Origin of the sequence: Acinetobacter sp. UC24323 (assembly GCF_024151445.1) — a bacterium.
In the GTDB taxonomy this organism is placed as follows: Bacteria; Pseudomonadota; Gammaproteobacteria; order Pseudomonadales; family Moraxellaceae; genus Acinetobacter; species Acinetobacter baumannii.
Genome location: NZ_JAHIBY010000009.1, coordinates 77,384 through 98,973 on the forward strand (window position 1 = coordinate 77,384; position 21,590 = coordinate 98,973).

Sequence of the window (21,590 nt, forward strand, 5' to 3'; positions counted from 1 at the left end):
TCAGTTACACAAAAAGTGAAGTCTTATTTTTGTTCAAGCCAAGCAGGTAATGCTGCCATAACTTGTCCAAACTTCTCGTTAAGTGGCGCGCCACCTTGTGCTAAGTCAGGTTTACCACCACCTTTACCACCTAACTCGGTCGCTAAATGTTTGATGATGTCACCTGCTTTTAGATTTGCAGTGTATTGCGACGCGACTGATGCAAGCAGGCTGACTTTGTCACCCTCTACACCTGCTAACACAATCACTGCGTTCTCTAATTTTGATTTTACACTGTCATGTAAGTTGCGAAGCGCTTTGGCATCAACACCCTGAACAGTAGTAATAAGCGTTTGACGACCAGCAATAGTTTGAACTTGGTCAATCAAATCAGCCGCTTGGAAGTTTGCCAATTTTTGGTTGAGTTGTTCAATCTGCTTTTGTAATGCAGAAACCAATTCTACATTGGCTTGTACACGCTCAACCGTTTGGTCTTTCTGTGCTTTTAATAAGCTATTAATGTGCTGAATATCATGATCAGCTTTTTGTACTACTTCTAATGCTTTAGTACCGGTCACTGCTTCAATACGACGTACGCCGGCAGCTACGCCACCTTCAGAAGTAATTTTGAATAAACCAATATCACCTGTACGTTTTACGTGAATACCGCCACAAAGTTCGATTGAGAAGTTTTTCTCGTCAATGACTGAACCCATAGAGAGCACACGAACTTCATCACCGTATTTTTCACCGAACAACATCATTGCGCCTTTTGCTTTCGCAGTTTCAATGTCGAGTAGTTCAGTTGTTACAGCAGTATTTGCAATGATTTCAGCATTTACCAGACGTTCAACTTGTTGTAGTTGTTCAAATGACACAGGTTGGTCATTTGCAAAGTCAAAACGTAAGATATCACTTGCAACCAAAGAGCCTTTTTGTTGTACATGTGAACCTAAAATTTGACGAAGGGCAGCATGCAACAAGTGAGTTGCTGAGTGGTTACGCGCAGTAGCTTCACGAATGTCTGCTTTAACAATCGCTTCTACATTTTGACTGGTTTTAAGGTTACCGACAGTCACAATACCTTGATGAACAAAGGCACCACCAGACTTTTTCGTATCCTGAACTTCAAAAATACCTGTTTCGTTTTTGAAGATACCAGTATCACCAATCTGACCACCGCTTTCAGCATAGAAAGGAGTTTGGTTTAAAACGATAAGTGCTTCGTCGCCTTCAGAAACTTCATCAACTTGTACGCCATCTTTATAGATCGCTACAATCTGGCCTTGACCGGTTGTGTTGGTATAACCATCGAACTGAGTTTCGCCTTCAACTTTTACAATGTTGTTATAGTCAACAGCAAATTTACCAGCATCACGCGCACGTTGACGCTGTGCAGCCATTTCAACTTCAAAACCTGCTTCATCAATAATAAAGCCACGTTCACGTGCAATATCAGCAGTTAAATCTGTTGGGAAACCATAAGTATCGTAAAGTTTAAATACAGTCGCACCCGGAATAGTTTTATCTTTTAACTGAGCAAGTTCACCTTCAAGAAGTTTTAAACCTTGCTCTAAGGTTTTAGCAAACTGTTCTTCTTCACGAATTAATGTTGCTTCAATGACTTCACGGCGAGCTTCTAACTCAGGATAAGCCTGTCCCATCACTTCAATTAATGGTTGTAGCATTTTGTAGAAGAACGTACCTGTTGCGCCAAGCTTGTTACCGTGACGGACAGCACGGCGGATAATACGACGTAATACATAACCACGTCCTTCATTACTTGGGTTTACACCATCAGCAATTAAGAAGCAGCAAGAACGGGCATGGTCTGCAACTACACGTAAAGAAGGCTGACCTTCATCTTCAATACCAATGATGTTTGCAGCAGCTTTTAATAAGTGTTGGAACAGGTCAATGTCATAGTTTGAATTAACATGTTGTAATACGGCAGAAATACGCTCTAAGCCCATACCTGTATCTACAGATGGAGCAGGGAGTGGGTGAAGTACGCCATCAGCAGTACGGTTAAACTGCATGAAAACGTTGTTCCAGATTTCAATGAAACGGTCACCGTCTTCTTCAGGTGAACCAGGTAAACCACCCCAAATGTGTTCACCGTGGTCGAAGAAAATTTCTGAACATGGACCGCAAGGACCTGTATCACCCATTGCCCAGAAGTTATCTGATGCGTATTTTTCGCCTTTGTTATCACCAATACGGATAATACGTTCTGGTGCTAGGCCGATTTCTTTATTCCAGATGTCATAAGCTTCGTCATCAGTATGGTAAACCGTGACATAAAGTTTATCTTTCGGTAAAGCAAGCCATTGTTCGCTAGTTAAAAATTCCCATGCGAACTTGAGAGCATCACGTTTGAAATAGTCACCAAATGAGAAGTTACCCAACATTTCAAAGAATGTATGGTGACGAGCTGTATAACCAACATTATCTAAATCGTTATGTTTACCGCCTGCACGTACACATTTTTGTGATGTTGTTGCACGTACATAATCACGTTTTTCAAGACCTAAAAAACAGTCTTTAAACTGGTTCATCCCAGCATTTGTAAATAATAAAGTTGGGTCGTTGGCAGGAACAAGAGAACTCGATGCAACACGTGTATGCCCTTGCGTTTCAAAGTAGCGCAAAAATGCTTCACGAATTTCAGCAGATGTCATTAAACGAGTACTCACAACCAAGTCACTCCATATTTTCGAATTTGGCTAAAAGCATCACCACAAGTTTATTTGTTCACAAAACTCGCATGTGATACGGGGCTTATTTTTAAAAAACGCTAAATTGTAACGGAAAAACCCCACCGAACCAACGATTTTAGAGGGAATATCTTACAAAACTGTGATTTGGCTAAAAATCTATATTCAATTAGCCATGACGTGTTTTACTATATGCCTTCTTTCGCTTCTCGTTTTGTAGATAAGGATAGGTCATGCAACGTATCGCCATTAATGGGTTTGGCCGGATTGGACGTAATGTTTTACGTGCCTGGTTTGAGAGCCCGAAACAATTTCATTTTGAAATCGTGGCGATTAACGATATAGCAGATGTACATACACTGGTACATTTATTCAAATATGACTCAACCCATGGTCGTTTTAATGGCAAGGTTGATATCACCATTGAAAATGAAAAGATTTATTTAAATATTGAATCTAACCAGAGACTCTTAAAGGTTGAAGTTTTGCAGCAAAAACAGCCGGAACTTTTACCGTGGGCAAGTTTAAAAATTGATGTTGTACTTGAGTGTACAGGTTTATTCCGCTCCCATGCTGATGCTACCCGCCATTTAGAAGCAGGGGCTAAAAGGGTCATTATTGGCGCTGCGCCTTTTGATCATGTTGATGCTGCAATTGTTTATGGTGTTAACCATGCTGATGTGAAAGCGACTGATCAAATTATATCGAGTGTGTCATGTACGACACAGGCTTTAGTTCCACTGGTTAAAATCATTGATGATGCATTTGGCATAGAAACAGCGCTTATGACGGAAATTCATGCGGTAACAGCAGATCAGTCTGTGCTTGATCATGCGCATCGTGATTTGCGTCGTGCTCGAGCTTCTGGGCAAAATATTATCCCGACTACCTCTAGTGCGCTCGGTGCTTTAAAGCGTGTGATGCCAAAAATGGAAGATCGTATTGATGGTTACTCAATTCGGGTACCTACCATTAATGTAGCGGCAATTGATTTAACGTTTATCGCGCAATCTCCAATTACGGTTCATCATATTAATGAATTGCTAATTAAAGCATCTCAAACAGATTATGCAGAAATTATGGCTGTAACAGATGAACCATTAGTTTCAAGTGATTTTAATCATTCACCTTATTCACTTATTGTTGATTCAACTCAGACCATGGTTGTTGGACATCAAGCCAAAGTATTTGCTTGGTATGATAATGAATGGGGCTATGCAAATCGTTTATTAGATTTGTGTGATTCTTTCAAAAGTTAAATTTGGTTAATTGGAAACCAGGTGATAGTTCAGTTATTGCCCCATTCTTTGGTCTAAGAACTTTTATTGATAATGGAGGTCAAAAACAATAAGTCTTTGAATATTATTTTTAATTCATAGAGTCTACTTTTTGACTTTAGAGTTTATTAAGAAAGATTTATGCAAATTGTCAGGTGCATGGCACAAAGTATCATGCTACACTAAGAGAAATCGGGTGTGTTCCCGATTTTTTTATGTGGGGTCGTTCCACGTTGATCAGATTTTAGGCTTGAAATATGACCATTTCAGAGACATGGTTGCTGCCTGACGGGGTAGCAGATGTATTGCCGGAACAGGCGCAAGTCATTGAAAAACTTCGCCGTGAAGCTATAGATTTCCTCGCAGTACGAGGTTATCAACTGGTATATACACCATTTATCGAATACATCGAATCGTTGTCTTCATTATCAGAATCAAATCAAGACCTGGATTTAGTAACTTTTAAGGTGATTGACCAGCTTTCAGGCCGTTTACTCGGTATCCGTGCTGATATGACACCGCAAGTTGCACGTATTGATGCACATGTAAGACCTGTTGAAGGTGTTGCACGTTACTGTTACGCAGGGACTGTATTACATACAAAACCACAAAATTTCAATGCGACTCGCGCACCTTTACAATTAGGTGCAGAGTTATATGGGCACGATAGTATTGAAGCTGATGTCGAAATGGTCGACGTGATGCTGGGTTTGATTGAAAATGCCTATACTTTGCAAGGCGCACATTTAGACTTAGGGCATGTAGGCCTATTTCGTAGCTTAGTAAAATATGCTGGTCTTTCTAAAAATGAAGAGCATGAGTTATCTGATCTTTATCAAAGAAAAGCATTACCTGAGTTAGCTGAATTTACCCAAAATTTAAATATGGGTTCAGATTTCTATGCACTTGGCCGTTATGCAAGTGATTTAGATGCCTTACAAGCGCATTTAAGTGCAGATATTTTAAAAGATACTGAATTTGATGCTGCATTAAATGCACTTAAAACCACTCTCGAACAGATTAAAAACCGTTGGCCAGCACTTAATGTTGGAATTGACGTGGTTGAACTTCGCAGTTACCACTACCACACTGGTTTGATGTATGCAGTTTATGCACCAAATCGTGCTGCACCTTTAGCGCAAGGTGGCCGTTATGATGGTATTGGGGAACACTTCGGTCGTGCACGTCCGGCTACCGGTTTTAGTTGTGATTTATATGCTTTAGGTGCGAACCAGTTTGCCGAAATCGAAACTGTAGTGGCACCTAAAGGTACAGAAGCTGATTTACTTAAAGCAATTGCGAATGCGCGTTCAGAGGGTTTACGTGTGGTTCAATTGTTAGGTAATGATGATTTAAGTTCTATTCCTTATGCAACACATCAATTGGTATTGCAAAACGGACAATGGAATATTGAAAAGATTTAAACGCCAGCAGTAAGTTTTTTACTGATGGTTTCCAATTTTAACAGCATGATGTAATGAGGCTATTATGGGCAAAAATGTTGTGGTACTTGGTACCCAATGGGGCGACGAAGGTAAAGGTAAAATCGTCGACCTGCTCACAGATCAGGCGGCTGCGGTAGTACGTTATCAAGGCGGACATAACGCAGGTCATACTCTTGTCGTAGGTGGTAAAAAGACTGTATTACACCTCATTCCATCAGGCATTTTACGTGAAAACGTATTGTGCTTAATTGGCAATGGCGTGGTGCTTTCACCAGCAGCATTAATTGAAGAAATGGGAATTTTGGAAGCTGAGGGTGTTCCGGTTAAGGAGCGTCTACGCATTTCTCCAAACTGTCCACTTATTTTGCCTAACCACATTGCTCTTGATCAGGCACGTGAGAAGAAACGTGGTAACGCTAAAATCGGTACTACAGGTCGTGGTATCGGCCCTGCGTACGAAGATAAAGTTGCGCGCCGTGCAGTGCGTGTTGCAGACCTTGTTCGTGGTGGTGCAGCGTTAGAAGAAAAACTAGCCGAAATGCTAGAGCTACATAACTTCCAATTGACTCAGTTCTACGGTGTAGAAGCGGTTAAATTTGAAGACGTATTGGCTCTTTGCAACCAATGGCGTGAAGTTCTTGCTCCATTAGTGATTGACGTAACTAAAGTATTACATGACTACCGCAAAGAAGGTAAGGCTGTAATGTTTGAAGGCGCTCAAGGTTCACTTCTAGACATCGACCACGGTACTTATCCGTATGTTACCAGCTCAAATACAACTGCTGGTGGTGTAAGTTCTGGTTCAGGTATGGGTCCTTTACATCTTGATTATGTATTAGGTATTACGAAAGCTTATACAACACGTGTAGGTGCTGGTCCGTTCCCAACTGAATTGGTTTACGATGCTGCGAGTGATTCTGGAGACCCAATTGGTAAACATTTGGGTACTGTGGGTCATGAGTTCGGTGCTTCTACTGGTCGTCAACGTCGTTGTGGTTGGTTTGATGCTGAAATCTTACGCCGTTCTGTAGATGTAAACTCACTTTCAGGTATTTGCTTAACTAAACTTGACGTTTTAGATGGTTTAGAAGAAGTGAAAATCTGTGTAGGTTATGAAAATACAGATTCAGGTTGTGTAGGTTCTTCTGATGCGGTTTCTTTCGAATGCTTGAAACCAATTTATGAAACTATGCCAGGTTGGAGCGAGTCAACTGTTGGTTTAACGAGCATTGACCAATTACCTGCAAATGCTTTGGCTTATGTAAAACGTATTGAACAATTAATCGAATGTCCGATTGATATCGTTTCAACTGGTCCAGACCGTGCAGAAACAATCATTTTACGTCATCCATTCTCTGCGTAATTCGCAAAGATAAAAATAGCCTCCTAAAAGGGGGCTTTTTTATACCCTACTAAAGTGCAGTTTTGGTTTGATTCGATTCAGATTAAAACATGATATATAGTTCAGGAATCATAGGCTCAGGATGAAGCTGCAACCCACTATTTCAAAAACCATTTTTTATTCTTTTTTATTTGCTATAGGTGGTTCACCTACATTAGCAATGCTGATTATTTATGGTCAAAATTATAATCCGGACTTCTTCATGACGGCATTTATGAGTCTTTCTGTCCTGATTGCTTGTGTCCTCATCCCTGTTGTTCTCATACAAAACAGTTATTTACTCTGGAAGAGGAAAAATCCTAATCTTGAAGAGAAAGTTAAGACTTTAAGTCACGTTTATCTTGGTTTAAACATAATATGTTTAATATTCTGGATTTATTTGATGACTTTATCTAATTGACCGTTACATAAATACTATGATCGTGAAGAAATGAGAGATTTAAAGCGTGAGTGGTATTTCTTATAATAAGTGCAAAAGAATAAACAGTTTTTTAACGATTTAGGTGACCCATGTTAATGAATAAAAAGTTCGTTCTAAGCTTGTGCGCAGCAGGTGCAGTAACAATTTCTGGTTGTGCCACAATGGCTGATATGGCAGGTGCAGATACCGCAACCTTAAATGCTCAATCTGCACAAAGTTTCAATAAAATGGTGCAGGAAGCGCGTGGTAAAGGTGCTTTAGATACAAGTTCAAGTACCTATAACCGTATTAATGCGGTTTTTAACCGTTTAAAACCTTATGCGAATCAAATGAATCAGACAGGCCAGCCATTTAGTTGGCAATTGGCTGTATTGAAGTCAGATACGATTAACGCTTACGTTGCACCTGGTGGCAAGGTCGTGTTCTACACAGGTATTGTAAATAAACTGAACTTGACTGATGCTGAAATTGCAGCAGTTATGGGCCATGAAATGACTCACGCCTTGGAAGAGCATGCAAAAAGTAAAATTGGCGCACAAGCTTTAACTGATTTAGCGTTAAATATTGGTTTAAGTCAGATTAATGGTGGTAATGTGAGTCAACTAGGCGCGGCTGCGGCTCAGTTAGGCACGCAAGTAGGTGTGGGTCTGCCATATTCTCGTAGTTTGGAAAGCCGTGCTGACCAAGGTGGTTTAATGCTAATGGCGCGTGCAGGTTATAACCCAAATGCAGCGATTACGCTTTGGGAAAAAATGAACAAGCTTGAAGGCAGTGGATCATCTTTCTTGTCTACTCACCCATCAAACGCTCAACGTATTAATGACATGCGTAAGAATTTACCTGCGGCATTAGCTATTTATAATGGTCGTAAGTAAGTTTTAACACTTATAGAACTGATGTTAAAAACGGATGCTTGACATCCGTTTTTGTTTTTAAGGAGCAGGATTAGGCTGTTGTATATGAATAGCCTCAATGCCTTGTAAAATCTCTGGTGAAAGCTCGATTTCAAAAGCTTGGATATTTTCTTTGAGCTGATCCAAATTGGTTGCACCAATAATCGTACTCGTCACAAAAAATTGCTGCTTAATAAAAGCCAGAGCCAATTGAGTCAGGCTTAAACCATGTTTTTCAGCAAGCTGTGCATATTGTTCAGTTGCCCATTCACTTTGCGGATTGCTGTATCTGCTAAAGCGAGGGAAGAGTGTAACGCGGGCATTGGCTGGTCGAGCCCCATTTCTAAATTTGCCAGTTAAATAACCAAAAGCAAGAGGGGAGTATGCAAGTAAACCTACACCCTCATATTTGGCAATTTCTGACATACCGATTTCATAGGTGCGATTAAGCAGACTATACGGATTTTGCACACTCACAAATTTACTCACACCTAAATTTTCGGCAAGCTGAAGGAACTTCATGGTGCCCCACGGTGTTTCATTAGATAAGCCGATATAACGAATGCGGCCTCGATTAATCTCTTTTTGGAGAGCGAGTAATGTTTCTTCTAAGGGAGTAGTATCGTAATCATTTTGGGCTTGCTGATTACCATAAGCGAGCGTTCCAAAGAAGTTGGTATGGCGTTCAGGCCAATGTAATTGATAAAGATCAATATAATCAGTTTGTAAGCGTTTGAGAGAGCCATCAATTGCTTGTGAAATATGTTCACTATTAAACTTGGTATGGCCGTCTCGAATATGTGTTCCACCAAAGCCGGGACCTGCAATTTTTGAAGCAAGGAATACTTTATCGCGCTGACCATGCTGTGCAAACCAATTGCCTAAGATGGTTTCGGTTGCTCCATATGTTTCTGGTTTAGGAGGGACGGAATACATCTCTGCCGTATCCCAAAAATATAAACCGTGTTCTAAAGCGTAATTGAGTTGTTCGAAAGCTTCTTGTTGAGTATTTTGCTCACCAAATGTCATGGTACCTAAGCAAATTTCAGGAAGGTTAATGCCAGTGTGACCAAGTGGTTTAAATTGCATACTGCGAAATCCTTAAGAAATTTTAAGTTAGCCTAACGGAGAATATGTATTCAACTTAAATCATAAAAACAGAATAGTTTGTAAGCTTTGTGTATTAACTCATTGTTGCATATAAAAAAAGCAAACCGAAGTTTGCTCTTTATTCAATAATTACGAGTAATTATTCTTCGTCATCATAGTCTTCGTCAGTGACTGGGGTTTCTTCTAATGAAGTATCAAAAATCAAAATAGCTTTACCGTCAGTTTGAATCATACCTTGATCTTCTAAGGTCTTTAATACACGGCCAACCATTTCTCGCGAACACCCGACAATGCGTCCAATCTCTTGTCGAGTAATACGAATTTGACGGCCATTCGGCAAGATCATTGCTTCTGGTTGTGAAGATAGGTCGATTAAGCAACGCGCAATACGACCTGACACATCAATAAATGCAAGATCGGTCATTTTACGAGTTGTATTTTTTAAACGACGAACGAGTTGCGCGAAAACGGCATAGCTGAGATCTGGATACTGTTTGCTCAGTTCGTGGAAGTTGTCATATGAAATTTCCGCAATTTCACAGACATCACGGGTACGAACTTCAGCTGTACGTTGAGGGTTCGGTTCGAAAAGCCCCATTTCCCCAAAGAAGTCACCAGGATTCAAATATGCCACAACAATTTCACGTTCATCGTCTTCACGTAAAATAATTGAAACTGAGCCTTTTAAAATTAAATATAAAGATTTTGACTCTGTTCCGGCATCAACAATTGTGGTTCGTTTTGGATATCTGTTGATGTGAGCACGTTTTAACAATGCTTTAACGGATTCAGGTAGTTGCCCCGGAGATAAAGCATCTGTGCTGAGTTGTGAAAAATTTGAAGTCATGCTTGATATGTTCCGAATAGGGTAAACAATTCACACAAGCTCGAGATGAGCTATTACACAGAAGAGATGAAATTCCTTATCAACTCATTTTATGTTAGTGTACAAAACAAGGGTCTGTTGACATTTCACAGATGGTTGCGACATAAGACAATTTTTCTGGACGTTACGAAGCAAGAACTATGGAATTTAGTCATTCTAAATCAATAGAGCTTAACAACGAAACGAACAAAAAAATCTGGCCTTGCGCTGCATCAAAGATGCTTTAATTGCACCTCAGATTCCGGCTGAAATTTAACAAACTTTATTACAAAACTGGACAAAGGATTGCCCTTGTCTGTGTTTTGCGTTTTATTTGGATTAATTTTTAGCTATTACGCAATCCATAGATGAAATGTCAACAGACCCTGCTTAAATTTATAATTTTTTTTGGGTAGTTGCAATGCAAACAAGTGTACATTGGCTAGAGAATGTTGCTTTTGAAGCGAAATCAGAGAGTGGTCATAGTGTAGTGATGGATGGCTCACCTGAGTACGGTGGTGAAAACCGTGGACCACGTCCTATGGAGTTGATATTAATGGGACTTGGTGGGTGTGCTTCGTTTGATATTGTGACTATTTTAAAGAAATCCCGTCAAGATGTGACGAATGTCGTATGTCAGCTTAAAGCTGAGAGAGCAGATGCAATTCCGGCAGTTTTCACCAAGATCCATTTACACTTTGTAGTGACAGGTAAAGCTGTAAAAGAAAAACAGGTCGCAAAAGCAGTAGAGCTATCAGCTGAGAAATATTGTTCAGCAAGTAAAATGCTTTCAGATGGTGGCGTAGAAATTACTCACGATTTTGAAATTATTGAAGCAGCGTAATTTTATTTATGAATGCCTAAAAAATAAAAAGCTAACAGTCATGTTGGCTTTTTTTATGATAAGAATAATTAAAAAATAAAAGGAGAGAGTTAAGTGAATATCCGTTTAGCACAATGGGAAGATACCGAAACCATATGTTATTTACTTAAACAAATGGGATATTCACAGCCTTTAAAAGTGGTTCAGGAACAATTTCAAATACTAAGTAAAGATCCTAATGCGATTACGTTGGTCGCAGCTGACGATTTAAAAGTGTATGGAGTTTTATCGCTTTATTTTATTCCACAAATTGCCTTACAAGGTGAGTTTGCCAAAATATGTTATCTGTGTGTTGACGAGAAGATGCGTAGTAAAGGAGTAGGGCATTTGCTTGTACAAGAAGCAGAACGGTTAGCAAAGCAACGTGGTTGTGACCGAATGGAACTTCACTCGGGGATACAAAGACCTTTGGCACATCAATTTTACCTAAGAGAAGGCTATGTCGAAGCGCCAAAGTACTTTCGTAAAGCTTTAAATTAATGAGTGGGGTTTAGAAAAAGTTGAGGGTCTACCCGTGCATTGTTAAGGCTCATTCCCCAATGTAAATGAGGACCTGTGACACGTCCTGTTTTACCGACTAGACCTAAAGTTTCCCCTTGACGAATATGCTGGCCTTTTTCTACTTTTATCTCGCTTAAATGACAGAACATACTAATTAAGCCTTGACCGTGATCGATTAATACAGTTTGCCCATTAAAAAAATAATGACCTGTTTGAACGACTACGCCGTCTGCTGGAGCAACTACTTTTTGGCCTATTGGTGCTGGAATGTCTAGACCTGAGTGTGGAGCACGTTCTTCACCATTAAAAAAGCGTTTTCTTCCAAAAGAATTGGTAAATTTACCAGAAGTTGGGCGTATAAATTTTGGTAAGGCTTGCCACGAACTTTGCGTAAATGAACTATAAACATCATTTTGTTCTTTAGCTTCTTGAGCGTAACGATCTAATTGACTTTGATTGGGATTTACATAGTCTTGATTGGTAACTTTAAGGCGTTGCTCAGCATATGGATAAGATTTAACTTCTATTTGAATAGGGGCTTTATTGGTATCGAGTTGAACACTACCAAGTGGAGTAGATAACGGAATACCGAAAACTGCATAACGCTGCTGTCCTTTTTGGCTAATTAAAACCGGTTTGTGTTGAAAAGTGACCTGAGTAATATCCGACGTTAAAGGAATAACTGCAATACCACCGGGTCTTCTTGAATCTTGGGGTAACTCCGCCATTGCTAGAGTCGAGCTAAAAAGACAAGTTGTTAATATAATATGTTTTAAGCGCATTTTTAATTTCAAAAACAGGATGGAATTGGAAAGATAAATTAATTCTTAATTCGGGAATTCTCAATGAAGTCTTTGTGAAGACTATAAAATAGATGAGAGTAAATATAAATATTCAAGATAGTTAATAAAATGTAGCCGAAGTGTACTTGAAATATATACAAAACAAACCCATATTATAATCGAGTTTTACTCGCAGTATTTTTTATAACTTAATGAAAAATATATAAAAATTTATTTGAAATCCGAAAAAGTGTTCCCATCTATTACACAAGTACGAATTTGTTGTGAGGAATAACAAGAATGCGATTTGAAAAATTTACGAACCGCTTGCAGCAAGCCCTCTCAGATGCTCAATCCTTAGCGATGGGTAAAGACCATACAGCTATAGCAGGTATTCATATTTTGAGTACTTTATTGGAAGAGCCCTCCAATATTAGTTTGTTGCAACAAGCAGGTGCACGGTTACCTGAACTTAAACAAAAGCTAGAGCAGGCTTTAAAAGATGCTCCGACTATTGCTAACCCGACGGGCGATGTCAATTTAAACCCAGAAGCAGTTAAAGCACTCAACTTGGCAGATCGATACGCGCAAAAAGCTGGCGATGAGTTTTTGTCAACTGACTGGGTTTTATTGGGCTTGGCAGAAACTGGTGAAACAAAAAATATTTTAAGTGCCGTAGGTGTAACTCCCGACAGCTTACGCAAAGTAATTGAAAATATTCGAGGTAGTGACAAAGTCATGAGTAATAATCACGAAGACCAACGTGACTCACTTAATAAATATACGATTGATTTAACCGAGCGGGCTTTATCGGGGAAACTTGATCCGGTGATTGGGCGTGATGATGAGATCCGCCGTACCATTCAGGTCTTGTCACGCCGTACTAAAAATAACCCAGTACTCATTGGTGAACCTGGGGTAGGTAAAACCGCTATTGTTGAAGGTTTGGCACAACGTATTGTCAATGGTGAAGTACCAGAAGGCTTAAAGAATAAACGTGTTTTATCGTTAGATTTAGGTTCATTACTTGCAGGTGCTAAGTATCGTGGTGAGTTTGAAGAACGTTTAAAAGCTGTTTTAAAAGATTTGGCAAAACACGAAGGCGAAATCATCTTATTCATTGACGAGTTACATACACTCGTTGGTGCTGGTAAAGGTGATGGTGCGATGGATGCAGGTAATATGTTAAAACCTGCGTTGGCTCGTGGTGAGTTGCGCTGTGTGGGTGCAACAACCTTAGATGAATATCGCCAATACATTGAAAAAGATGCAGCCTTGGAGCGTCGTTTCCAAAAAGTGCTGGTCGATGAACCAAGTGTAGAAGATACCATTGCGATTTTACGTGGTTTGAAAGAAAAGTATGCGACTCACCATGGCGTACAGATTTTAGACTCAGCGATTATTGCTGCGGCGAAAATGTCTCATCGTTATATTACAGACCGTCAATTACCGGACAAGGCGATTGACCTGATTGATGAGGCAGCTTCTCGTATTAAGATGGAAATCGATTCTAAGCCAGAAGCACTTGATAAACTTGACCGCCGTTTAATCCAGTTGAAAATGCAATTGGAAGCGGTGAAAAAAGATGAAGATGCAGGCAGTAAGGCCGAAGTTACTCATCTTGAAAAACAGATCGCTGAAGTCGAGAAAGAATACAACGATCTGGAAGAAGTGTGGAAAGCTGAGAAAACACTGGTAGAAGGCACTAAACAAGCTCAGGTTGAACTTGATAAAGCACGTATTGCTTTTGAAAAAGCTCAGCGCGAAGGCGATTTGGCAGAAGCAGCACGTTTGCAATATGGTGTAATTCCAGAGTTGCAAAAACAACTTGAACAAGATGAAGTTGCTGAAGAAAACGAAGAGCCAAAACTCATTCGTACAAAAGTAACTGAAAATGAAATTGCCGAAGTCGTTAGTGCTGCAACAGGTATTCCGGTTGCTAAAATGATGCAAGGCGAGCGTGAAAAACTCCTTCATATGGAAGAGTTCTTGCATGAGCGTGTTGTAGGGCAAGATGAAGCAGTCGTTGCGGTATCGAATGCTGTTCGCCGTTCACGTGCCGGTTTGTCTGACCCGAATCGTCCTAGCGGATCATTCTTGTTCTTAGGACCAACAGGTGTTGGTAAAACTGAGTTGACTAAAGCTTTAGCTAACTTCTTGTTTGACAGTGATGATGCCATGATTCGTATCGATATGAGTGAATTCATGGAGAAACATTCTGTCAGCCGTTTAGTTGGTGCGCCTCCGGGTTACGTAGGTTACGAAGAGGGTGGTGTTTTAACCGAAGCTGTTCGCCGTAAACCATATAGCGTAGTGTTGTTTGATGAGGTTGAAAAAGCGCATCCAGATGTCTTCAATATCTTGCTACAAGTGTTAGACGATGGACGCTTAACCGACTCACAAGGTCGTGTAGTGGACTTTAAAAACACGGTTATTGTGATGACATCGAACTTGGGTTCACAAGATGTACGTGAACTTGGTGAAGGTGCAACTGATGATGAAGTGCGTACCATTGTAATGAATGCGGTAAGTCAGCATTTCCGTCCGGAGTTTATTAACCGGATTGATGAGCTGGTGATTTTCCATTCACTCAAAAAAGCACAGATTCGTGGCATTGCCGATATTCAGTTAGATCGCTTACGCTCACGACTTGTTGATCGTGATATGAGTTTAACTGTAGATGACAGTGCATTTGACTTATTGATTGACGCTGGTTTTGACCCTGTATACGGAGCGCGTCCATTGAAACGTGCAATTCAACAACAGGTTGAAAATACACTAGCTCAAAAAATCTTGTCAGGTGACTTTGTTGCGGGTGATACCATTTTAGTTAAAGGCGAAAATGGTCACTTAGTGTTTGATAAGCTGAAACTCAGCTAAGTTTTTTCTGCTAAAACCGAAAAGAGAATATGGAAACATATTCTCTTTTTTTATATTTAACTTTTATGTTGATTTGAAGATATAAGCGCAATAATTGAGTCTGCTACTTTCTGTGTGAGAGTTTTAAGTTTTTGTTCGGCATGACCTGATAAAAAATAATGATAATGATAAATACGTCCTAGATAAGAAATACAAATAAAGAAAGTACCTACAGGTTTTTCCGTGGTTTCACTTCCGCCAGGCTTTAATAAACCTGTGCAGCTCACAACAATGTCAGCTTGTTGAAATAGGGTTTGACCAAGCCTGCACATTTCTTCAGTTACTTGTGGTGATTCTGCTGTGTAGGTTTCAATTAACTTTGGATCAATTTTTAAAACACTGATTTTAATACTGGGGTCATAACTGACTAATCCACCCAGTAAAATATCAGCACCACTATTTTTATGAATCGAAAACTGACTGGTTAAGTAACCTGAACTGGCACTTTCAATAAACGCGACTTTAAGTAAACGGTCTTCTAATAACTGACAGCATTGCTGAAGCATTATTCCACCTCGTATGGTGTTTATTTATGAATAAATCTAACTACAAATAAATTATAAAATCACGTTAAGTGATCTAGGGGTCTGGTTCAAGTCTAAGATAAAAATCTATAAAACTATTTGAATATTCACAAAAAGCCTGTGAAGAATTTCAGGTTTTAAAATGATCAATGCTAATTATCGGGAAGTTTCTTTATAACATTGCGACAAGGTTAAAAACTTGTTAGTTTGATTCGATATAACAAACAATAACAATTTTAGGATGAACATGATGAACAATAAGCAAGGGTGTGTGCTGGGAATTTTAAGTTGTATAGCGGTATTACCGACGAATCTATGGGCTGCACAGCCTATGAATGAAAGTGCGCTTGCAACTCAAACAGGAGCAGTAACGGCAGCTCTACCCGTAATTATTGCGAAAGCTCAAGATGATGCGAAGAAGCCAGAAATAGAGCAACGTCAAGTTCGGCAAACACTAGGGGATAACTATTTACAGCAGGTTCGATGGAATTCACTGCGCACAAGTGTGTTATCACCTTATCAAGAACAAAAGCAAAATCAGGTCATTGATGGAAAAGAGAAGAAAAAGTTAGAAATGGTTGCTCTGCCAGAAAGAGCTGATCGATTTACGCGTTATGATTTTGAGTCAAAGAATGTACATGGTGAAGTTATCATTACCGTGAAGTAATGATAACTTCCTTTTTCAAATTCAGATTAGTTTAGCCCTGGATGCTGAATTTTCCATGCACGGTGGATTTTTTGATTACGTTTAAAATCGGGTCCAATCGTTTCAGAAGTAATTTCTTCAACGTCATATAAAGCCTCGATCTCTTCATCCATCTCAAAACCACGATAGTTATTTGAGAAGTAAAGTGTACCTTCACTTGTTAAGCGGTTCATTGCACGTTTAATCAAAGAGACGTGATCGCGCTGCACATCAAAAGTACCGTGGAACTTTTTAGAGTTAGAGAATGTTGGCGGGTCAATAAAAATAAGATCATATTGTTCATGACCTTCTTTTAACCATTCAAAACAGTCACTTGCAAAGAACATGTGCTGTTCGTCTGCATGATCTACCGTTAAACCGTTTAAAACGAAGTTTTCTTTTGACCAGCTCAAGTAAGTATTAGATAAATCTACACTGGTTGTACTTGCAGCGCCGCCTAAGGCCGCGTGTAAGCTGGCTGTCGATGTATAACTATAAAGATTTAAGAAGTGCTTACCACGTGCTTCTTTAGCAATACGTAAACGCATTTGACGGTGGTCAAGGAACAAACCTGTATCGAGGTAGTCAGTCAGGTTCACTAAAATTTTAGCTTTACCTTCTTGCACGATGAAACGTTTATTGGCTGTACTTTGTTTGGTGTACTGATTGGTACCAGTTTGACGCGCACGTGTTTTAATAAAGATTGCATCACGATTTAATCCTGTCACCGCACGAATAGCAGCAAGCGCTAAGTTAAAACGTTTTTTTGCTTTTTCAGGATCAATCTTTTTAGGTGGTGCATATTCCTGAACATGTAAACGGTCGCCGTATAAGTCTACAGCAAGGTTAAAGTCAGGGAGGTCTGCATCGTATAAACGTAAGCAATAGATATTTTCTTTGGTTGCCCACTTTTTCAAGGCAGCCATGTTCTTTTGCAAACGGTTAGCAAAGTCTTGAGCTTCTTCCATTTCAACAGGTTGAGCTTGCCAGTTTGCCAAGAATGGTTGAGTGACTTTTTCAGGTTTAACTGTACCGAAACGAACATAAATCGGTAATTTACCATTCATTAAGCGTAATGTTTCTGGTGCTTCAAATGCTAAAACATCGGCTTGTTCAATTTGTGCGGCAATAATTGCTGCATATTGATTTGGGAAGTTCTTTTGTAAGAGGGCAGATAAGCCTAAGTAAAGAGAACGGTTAGAAGCTTTGTCACCTAAGCGCTCACCATATGGAGGGTTGGTAACGATAAAAGCAGTTTTATTTTCAGCACCGAAATCTGGCCAGTCTGCTAAAGTGCGCTCTTCAATTTGAATATCGCCTAGTAGCTTTTCAAAACCTGCTGCAATAATGTTTTCGCGTGTTGCTTTTACAGCTTCCCAGTCAGCATCGTATGCATAAAACTTAGGTAACGGTTGTTCAAGTGCTTTTTCATGACGCTCTGCTGCTTCCGCTTTGAGTGAAAGCCAAAGTTCACGGTCATGACCATGCCAGCCATTAAAACCAAAACGACGTACAAGACCCGGCGCACGATCAGTTAAAATCATTAACGCTTCAATAATAAATGTGCCTGAACCACACATTGGGTCAAGTACGATTTCCGGGTTACGTTCCTGAAGCTTGGCTTTTTGCAAAATTGCCGCTGCGAGGTTTTCTTTAATTGGCGCATCTGTCATGAAACGACGGTAGCCGCGTTTATGTAATGAATCACCAGATAAATCTAGACAGTAGGTATGCTCGGTTTTGCCCGCAAGCACATATAATGTAATTTCTGGTTGTTTGGTATCAATACTTGGGCGGCGACCTACAGCTTCCATAAAGGAATCAACAACACCGTCTTTTACACGAAGGGTTGCAAACTGCGTATTTACCTTAATTTCACGCTCTGCGTGTAAGCGAATTGCAAAGGTACTTTGTGGTGCAAAAATAAGTGACCAATCAAAACTAATTGCACCTTCATAAAGCTCTTCAGCTACATCACGTGCATCGTGGGTACGTTCAAGTTCATAAGTATGAATTGGAAGTAAAACACGTGAAGCAAGACGTGACCACATGCAAATACGGTAAGCATGTTCAAGCGTTCCTTCAATGATTAAACGTCCTGCTTTACGTTCTGTCACTTTGGTGCCAAGCTGTTCTATTTCTTCTTGTAAGAGGGTTTCTAAACCATCAGCACAAGTAATCCAATAGTGGTTTAAACGTAAAGAGGTATTCATAAACTCGATTGACCAAAACATATAAATATTAACGATGCAAAGTTTAACGTATTTTGGTGTCTAAAAGTTTTTAAATTATTGCAACCTATCACTTGGCAACCAATAAATTGATTTTTAAAGCTTAAAATATAAAAACTGGTATGTATTTTGCTAAATCTTTCGAAATAAAACTTATTTAATTAATCATTATTGATGGTTTTTAACCAATTTCATGATTTGAATACATAGGGGAATATAAATGAAAGATATGATGGGGAATGGTTTTATAGCGAATGCAGAAGCTTTCACACTAGCTACTCAAATTTATGTGCGTATGCGCAGAGTAACGGGACGGGTGATAGATGCAATGTATGTTGTTCAAAATAAAGACTATGCGAAATATGTAATTGCACTGGCACTAGAAGCAGAAGATGATGAATTAAAACGCTGTGTTGAACGATTAATGGTATTGACGGATTCAATACCAGAGCAGTCTCAAAAAGAAATGACAGTAAGTATTCAAACTAGTGAAGAATCAGAAATCACAGCCGAAGACATTTATCGGGCACAAGTTCCACATCATTATATTGGTGCTTTAAGGTAATATGAGCACGGCTCTAAATTTTCTGGTCAATTTAGGGCCTTATTCTGTAAAGTTCTTCTGCGAAAAGAACGGAATTCAGCTACACTATGCACGTTTTCGCGATTCGACCCATAGGAATCCATTATGCATATTGCAGCGTTGCATCAACCGAGCCAGGTTCAGCTCAATCAAGACGGAAATTTAAAACATTTTTTAACGATTGAGGGCCTTTCAAAAGAAAACCTCACTAAGATTTTAGATACCGCGCAAAGCTTTTTAGATGATAATAATAATTTAATTAACCGCCCGCTTTTAGAAGGTCGGACGGTTATGAATCTCTTCTTTGAAAACTCCACCCGTACTCGTACTACTTTTGAAGCAGCAGCAAAACGTTTGTCTGCCAATGTATTGAACATTGATATTGCACGTTCAAGCACGTCAAAAGGTGAAACTTTACGAGATACGCTTTGGAACCTCGAAGCAATGGCTGCCGATATTTTTGTTGTACGTCATTCATCTTCAGGTGCTGCACATTTCATTGCTAAAGATGTATGTCCGAAAGTCGCAATTATTAATGCCGGAGATGGACGTCATGCCCATCCAACGCAAGCGATGCTCGATATGCTCACTATTCGCCGTGAGACGAAAAAACCATTTGAAGACTTGAGTGTTGCCATTATTGGTGACATTAAACACTCTCGCGTTGCGCGGTCAGATGTAGCTGCACTTCAAACACTCGGATGTAAAGATATCCGTGTGATTGCGCCGAACACCTTATTGCCGGTTGGTTTTTCAGAATATGGCGACCATGTTCGTTTGTTCAATAACATGGATGAAGGCATTACCGGTTGTGATGTGATTATTGCTTTACGTATTCAAAATGAACGTATCGATTCACCAGCATTATCTTCACAATCTGAATTTTACAGAATGTACGGTTTAAACAAAGAGCGCCTTAGCTTGGCTAAACCGGACTGTATTGTTATGCATCCGGGACCAATGAACCGTGGTGTAGAAATTGATTCGAGTATTGCTGATGGCGAACAGTCAGTGATTTTAAAACAGGTCACTAACGGTATTGCAGTTCGTATGGCTGTGCTAGCGTTGTCTATGCAAGGGCAACTCCAAGAACAAGGTTTAATTGAAGCGATTGCGTTGTAAGGAATGGATCACATGAGTATTGTAAAAATTGAAAATGTACGTGTGTTAGACCCAATCCAAAAAACAGACAGCGTACAAACTGTATATATTCAAGACGGTAAGCTCGTTGCTCCAGTCGATCAAGTTGAACAGACCATTGATGGTCAGGGTAAATGGTTAATGCCAACTATGGTTGATTTGTGCGCACGTTTGCGTGAACCGGGTCAGCAGCAGCATGGAACGTTGAAATCAGAAGGGAAAGCTGCACGTGCTAACGGTATTTTGCACGTCATTACGCCGCCAGACTCAAAGCCGATTGTACAAGACAACGGTGCGCTTATTCACGGCTTAATTGAAAAAGCTTGGCATGATGGTGGTATTCACATGCATATCATCGGTGCCCAGACTCAAGGTCTAAATGGTAAGCAACCAGCAAATATGGCAGGTCTTAAAAAGGGTGGCTGTACTGCTGTTTCAAATGCGAATGCTGCTTTTGAAAATGACGATGTCGTTGTTCGTACATTAGAGTACGCTGCGGGTCTTGGTTTAACCGTCGTTTTCTATGCTGAAGAGCCACAACTTGCTAAAGATGGCTGTGCTCATGAAGGCTTTATTGCATCACGTCAAGGTTTACCAATGATTCCTGCAATTGCAGAAACCGTAGCGATTGCAAAATATCTGCTTATGATTGAAGCGACAGGTGTCAAAGCTCACTTTGGTTTGTTGTCTTGTGGCGCTTCGGTCGAATTAATTCGTGCTGCAAAAGCAAAAGGTTTACCGGTTACTGCCGATGTAGCAATGCATCAGTTACATTTAACTGAGCAACTAATTGATGGCTTCAATTCACTTGCACATGTTCGTCCACCATTACGTTCTGAGCAAGATAAAGAGCTTTTACGCCAAGGTTTAAAACAAGGTGTAATTGATGCAATCTGTACCCACCATGAGCCTTTAAGCAGTTCAGCCAAAATGGCTCCATTTGCAGAGACTCAACCGGGTATTACTGCATTTGATACTTATGTGGCTTTAGGTATTCAGCTCATTAATGAAGGTCTATTTGAACCTTTAGAATGGGTAACTAAAGTGACAAGTGCTCCTGCACAGGTAGCAAACATGACAGCTCGTTGGCAAGCTGAAGCAGGATGGGTGTTGGTAGATCCTGAGTTAAGCTGGACTGTAAGTAAAGACACTATTTTATCTCAAGGGAAAAACACCCCTTTATTGGGCCAAAAGCTTACTGGTAAAGTCTTACAGACTTTTGCTGTTTAATTT

The 21,590-nt window shown here is 39.9% G+C and carries 18 protein-coding genes and 1 pseudogene; 13 read left to right on the forward strand and 6 right to left on the reverse strand.

Going from position 1 to position 21,590, the window contains the following annotated elements; translation table 11 throughout:
- Positions 1-23: 23 nt before the first annotated feature.
- Entirely contained in the window at positions 24-2,660 is a 2,637-nt protein-coding gene (gene alaS / locus KNQ97_RS13390; protein ID WP_000199457.1) for an alanine--tRNA ligase, read from the reverse strand.
- Between the two features lie 269 nt (positions 2,661-2,929).
- Here alaS and gap point away from each other — a divergent pair, with 269 nt between their 5' ends.
- The 5 genes from gap to KNQ97_RS13415 all read left to right on the forward strand — a co-directional run bounded on the left by gap (position 2,930) and on the right by KNQ97_RS13415 (position 8,116).
- Positions 2,930-3,955 (forward strand): type I glyceraldehyde-3-phosphate dehydrogenase, encoded by a 1,026-nt coding sequence (gene gap / locus KNQ97_RS13395; protein WP_253612348.1) that lies wholly within the window; start codon positions 2,930-2,932, stop codon positions 3,953-3,955.
- A gap of 275 nt (positions 3,956-4,230) precedes the next feature.
- Positions 4,231-5,397, forward strand: coding sequence for an ATP phosphoribosyltransferase regulatory subunit (locus KNQ97_RS13400; RefSeq protein ID WP_000155682.1), 1,167 nt, complete (start codon positions 4,231-4,233; stop codon positions 5,395-5,397).
- Positions 5,398-5,461: 64 nt separating this feature from the next.
- Entirely contained in the window at positions 5,462-6,781 is a 1,320-nt protein-coding gene (locus KNQ97_RS13405; protein WP_000517792.1) for an adenylosuccinate synthase, read from the forward strand.
- Positions 6,782-6,902: 121 nt separating this feature from the next.
- Positions 6,903-7,220 carry a hypothetical protein gene (locus KNQ97_RS13410; RefSeq protein WP_000776215.1) on the forward strand — a complete coding sequence of 106 codons (318 nt, stop codon included), beginning with the start codon at positions 6,903-6,905 and terminating at the stop codon, positions 7,218-7,220.
- 116 nt (positions 7,221-7,336) lie between these two features.
- Positions 7,337-8,116, forward strand: coding sequence for a M48 family metallopeptidase (locus KNQ97_RS13415; protein WP_001034598.1), 780 nt, complete (start codon positions 7,337-7,339; stop codon positions 8,114-8,116).
- A 57-nt stretch (positions 8,117-8,173) separates the two neighbouring features.
- Here KNQ97_RS13415 and KNQ97_RS13420 read toward each other — a convergent pair whose 3' ends face one another.
- Positions 8,174-9,223 (reverse strand): NADP(H)-dependent aldo-keto reductase, encoded by a 1,050-nt coding sequence (locus tag KNQ97_RS13420; protein WP_002067358.1) that lies wholly within the window; start codon positions 9,221-9,223, stop codon positions 8,174-8,176.
- A gap of 160 nt (positions 9,224-9,383) precedes the next feature.
- Positions 9,384-10,091 carry a cAMP-activated global transcriptional regulator CRP gene (gene crp / locus KNQ97_RS13425; protein WP_000203217.1) on the reverse strand — a complete coding sequence of 236 codons (708 nt, stop codon included), beginning with the start codon at positions 10,089-10,091 and terminating at the stop codon, positions 9,384-9,386.
- A gap of 241 nt (positions 10,092-10,332) precedes the next feature.
- Between crp and KNQ97_RS13430 the strand changes: the two are divergent.
- The 3 genes and pseudogenes from KNQ97_RS13430 to KNQ97_RS13440 all read left to right on the forward strand — a co-directional run bounded on the left by KNQ97_RS13430 (position 10,333) and on the right by KNQ97_RS13440 (position 11,472).
- A pseudogene (locus KNQ97_RS13430) lies at positions 10,333-10,452 on the forward strand (hypothetical protein).
- Positions 10,453-10,530: 78 nt separating this feature from the next.
- Positions 10,531-10,953 carry an OsmC family protein gene (locus tag KNQ97_RS13435; RefSeq protein WP_001195082.1) on the forward strand — a complete coding sequence of 141 codons (423 nt, stop codon included), beginning with the start codon at positions 10,531-10,533 and terminating at the stop codon, positions 10,951-10,953.
- Between the two features lie 93 nt (positions 10,954-11,046).
- A complete protein-coding gene (locus KNQ97_RS13440; protein ID WP_001026236.1) occupies positions 11,047-11,472 on the forward strand; it encodes a GNAT family N-acetyltransferase in 426 nt (141 codons plus the stop codon).
- On the opposite strand, the gene KNQ97_RS13445 is transcribed toward KNQ97_RS13440, so the two are convergent.
- Positions 11,469-12,275 (reverse strand): peptidoglycan DD-metalloendopeptidase family protein, encoded by an 807-nt coding sequence (locus KNQ97_RS13445; protein WP_253612349.1) that lies wholly within the window; start codon positions 12,273-12,275, stop codon positions 11,469-11,471. The genes KNQ97_RS13440 and KNQ97_RS13445 overlap by 4 nt on opposite strands.
- A 300-nt stretch (positions 12,276-12,575) precedes the next feature.
- Here KNQ97_RS13445 and clpB point away from each other — a divergent pair, with 300 nt between their 5' ends.
- Positions 12,576-15,155, forward strand: coding sequence for an ATP-dependent chaperone ClpB (gene clpB, locus KNQ97_RS13450; RefSeq protein ID WP_245147062.1), 2,580 nt, complete (start codon positions 12,576-12,578; stop codon positions 15,153-15,155).
- A gap of 56 nt (positions 15,156-15,211) precedes the next feature.
- On the opposite strand, the gene KNQ97_RS13455 is transcribed toward clpB, so the two are convergent.
- A complete protein-coding gene (locus tag KNQ97_RS13455; RefSeq protein WP_058061855.1) occupies positions 15,212-15,700 on the reverse strand; it encodes a CinA family protein in 489 nt (162 codons plus the stop codon).
- Positions 15,701-15,968: 268 nt separating this feature from the next.
- Here KNQ97_RS13455 and KNQ97_RS13460 point away from each other — a divergent pair, with 268 nt between their 5' ends.
- Positions 15,969-16,385, forward strand: a complete 417-nt coding sequence (locus KNQ97_RS13460; protein ID WP_001060738.1) for a hypothetical protein — start codon at positions 15,969-15,971, stop codon at positions 16,383-16,385.
- A 26-nt stretch (positions 16,386-16,411) separates the two neighbouring features.
- Here the strand turns inward: KNQ97_RS13460 and rlmKL are convergent, their stop codons facing one another.
- Complete coding sequence (rlmKL, locus tag KNQ97_RS13465) at positions 16,412-18,616, reverse strand: bifunctional 23S rRNA (guanine(2069)-N(7))-methyltransferase RlmK/23S rRNA (guanine(2445)-N(2))-methyltransferase RlmL (RefSeq protein ID WP_253612350.1); 2,205 nt, start codon at positions 18,614-18,616, stop codon at positions 16,412-16,414.
- Positions 18,617-18,854: 238 nt separating this feature from the next.
- Between rlmKL and KNQ97_RS13470 the strand changes: the two genes are divergently transcribed.
- The 3 genes from KNQ97_RS13470 (at position 18,855) to KNQ97_RS13480 (ending at position 21,587) form a co-directional block, all read left to right on the forward strand.
- The gene (locus KNQ97_RS13470) at positions 18,855-19,199 is read left to right on the forward strand and encodes a hypothetical protein (RefSeq protein WP_000654265.1); all 345 of its coding nucleotides are present in this window, start codon (positions 18,855-18,857) and stop codon (positions 19,197-19,199) included.
- A 123-nt stretch (positions 19,200-19,322) separates the two neighbouring features.
- The gene (locus tag KNQ97_RS13475) at positions 19,323-20,339 is read left to right on the forward strand and encodes an aspartate carbamoyltransferase catalytic subunit (protein WP_000546639.1); all 1,017 of its coding nucleotides are present in this window, start codon (positions 19,323-19,325) and stop codon (positions 20,337-20,339) included.
- 12 nt (positions 20,340-20,351) lie between these two features.
- Entirely contained in the window at positions 20,352-21,587 is a 1,236-nt protein-coding gene (locus tag KNQ97_RS13480; RefSeq protein ID WP_000029353.1) for a dihydroorotase, read from the forward strand.
- Positions 21,588-21,590: the final 3 nt, after the last annotated feature.

What these genes read in the sequence shown, in the direction of transcription:
- KNQ97_RS13475 (WP_000546639.1), top strand. Translation starts at nt 19,323, where the DNA reads ATGCATATTGCAGCGTTGCATCAACCGAGCCAGGTTCAGCTCAATCAA.
- KNQ97_RS13470 (WP_000654265.1), top strand. Translation starts at nt 18,855, where the DNA reads ATGAAAGATATGATGGGGAATGGTTTTATAGCGAATGCAGAAGCTTTC.
- KNQ97_RS13435 (WP_001195082.1), top strand. Translation starts at nt 10,531, where the DNA reads ATGCAAACAAGTGTACATTGGCTAGAGAATGTTGCTTTTGAAGCGAAA.
- KNQ97_RS13460 (WP_001060738.1), top strand. Translation starts at nt 15,969, where the DNA reads ATGAACAATAAGCAAGGGTGTGTGCTGGGAATTTTAAGTTGTATAGCG.
- rlmKL (WP_253612350.1), bottom strand. Translation starts at nt 18,616, where the DNA reads ATGAATACCTCTTTACGTTTAAACCACTATTGGATTACTTGTGCTGAT.
- crp (WP_000203217.1), bottom strand. Translation starts at nt 10,091, where the DNA reads ATGACTTCAAATTTTTCACAACTCAGCACAGATGCTTTATCTCCGGGG.
- KNQ97_RS13405 (WP_000517792.1), top strand. Translation starts at nt 5,462, where the DNA reads ATGGGCAAAAATGTTGTGGTACTTGGTACCCAATGGGGCGACGAAGGT.
- KNQ97_RS13400 (WP_000155682.1), top strand. Translation starts at nt 4,231, where the DNA reads ATGACCATTTCAGAGACATGGTTGCTGCCTGACGGGGTAGCAGATGTA.
- clpB (WP_245147062.1), top strand. Translation starts at nt 12,576, where the DNA reads ATGCGATTTGAAAAATTTACGAACCGCTTGCAGCAAGCCCTCTCAGAT.
- KNQ97_RS13410 (WP_000776215.1), top strand. Translation starts at nt 6,903, where the DNA reads ATGAAGCTGCAACCCACTATTTCAAAAACCATTTTTTATTCTTTTTTA.
- KNQ97_RS13480 (WP_000029353.1), top strand. Translation starts at nt 20,352, where the DNA reads ATGAGTATTGTAAAAATTGAAAATGTACGTGTGTTAGACCCAATCCAA.
- alaS (WP_000199457.1), bottom strand. Translation starts at nt 2,660, where the DNA reads ATGACATCTGCTGAAATTCGTGAAGCATTTTTGCGCTACTTTGAAACG.
- KNQ97_RS13420 (WP_002067358.1), bottom strand. Translation starts at nt 9,223, where the DNA reads ATGCAATTTAAACCACTTGGTCACACTGGCATTAACCTTCCTGAAATT.
- KNQ97_RS13415 (WP_001034598.1), top strand. Translation starts at nt 7,337, where the DNA reads ATGAATAAAAAGTTCGTTCTAAGCTTGTGCGCAGCAGGTGCAGTAACA.
- KNQ97_RS13455 (WP_058061855.1), bottom strand. Translation starts at nt 15,700, where the DNA reads ATGCTTCAGCAATGCTGTCAGTTATTAGAAGACCGTTTACTTAAAGTC.
- gap (WP_253612348.1), top strand. Translation starts at nt 2,930, where the DNA reads ATGCAACGTATCGCCATTAATGGGTTTGGCCGGATTGGACGTAATGTT.
- KNQ97_RS13445 (WP_253612349.1), bottom strand. Translation starts at nt 12,275, where the DNA reads ATGCGCTTAAAACATATTATATTAACAACTTGTCTTTTTAGCTCGACT.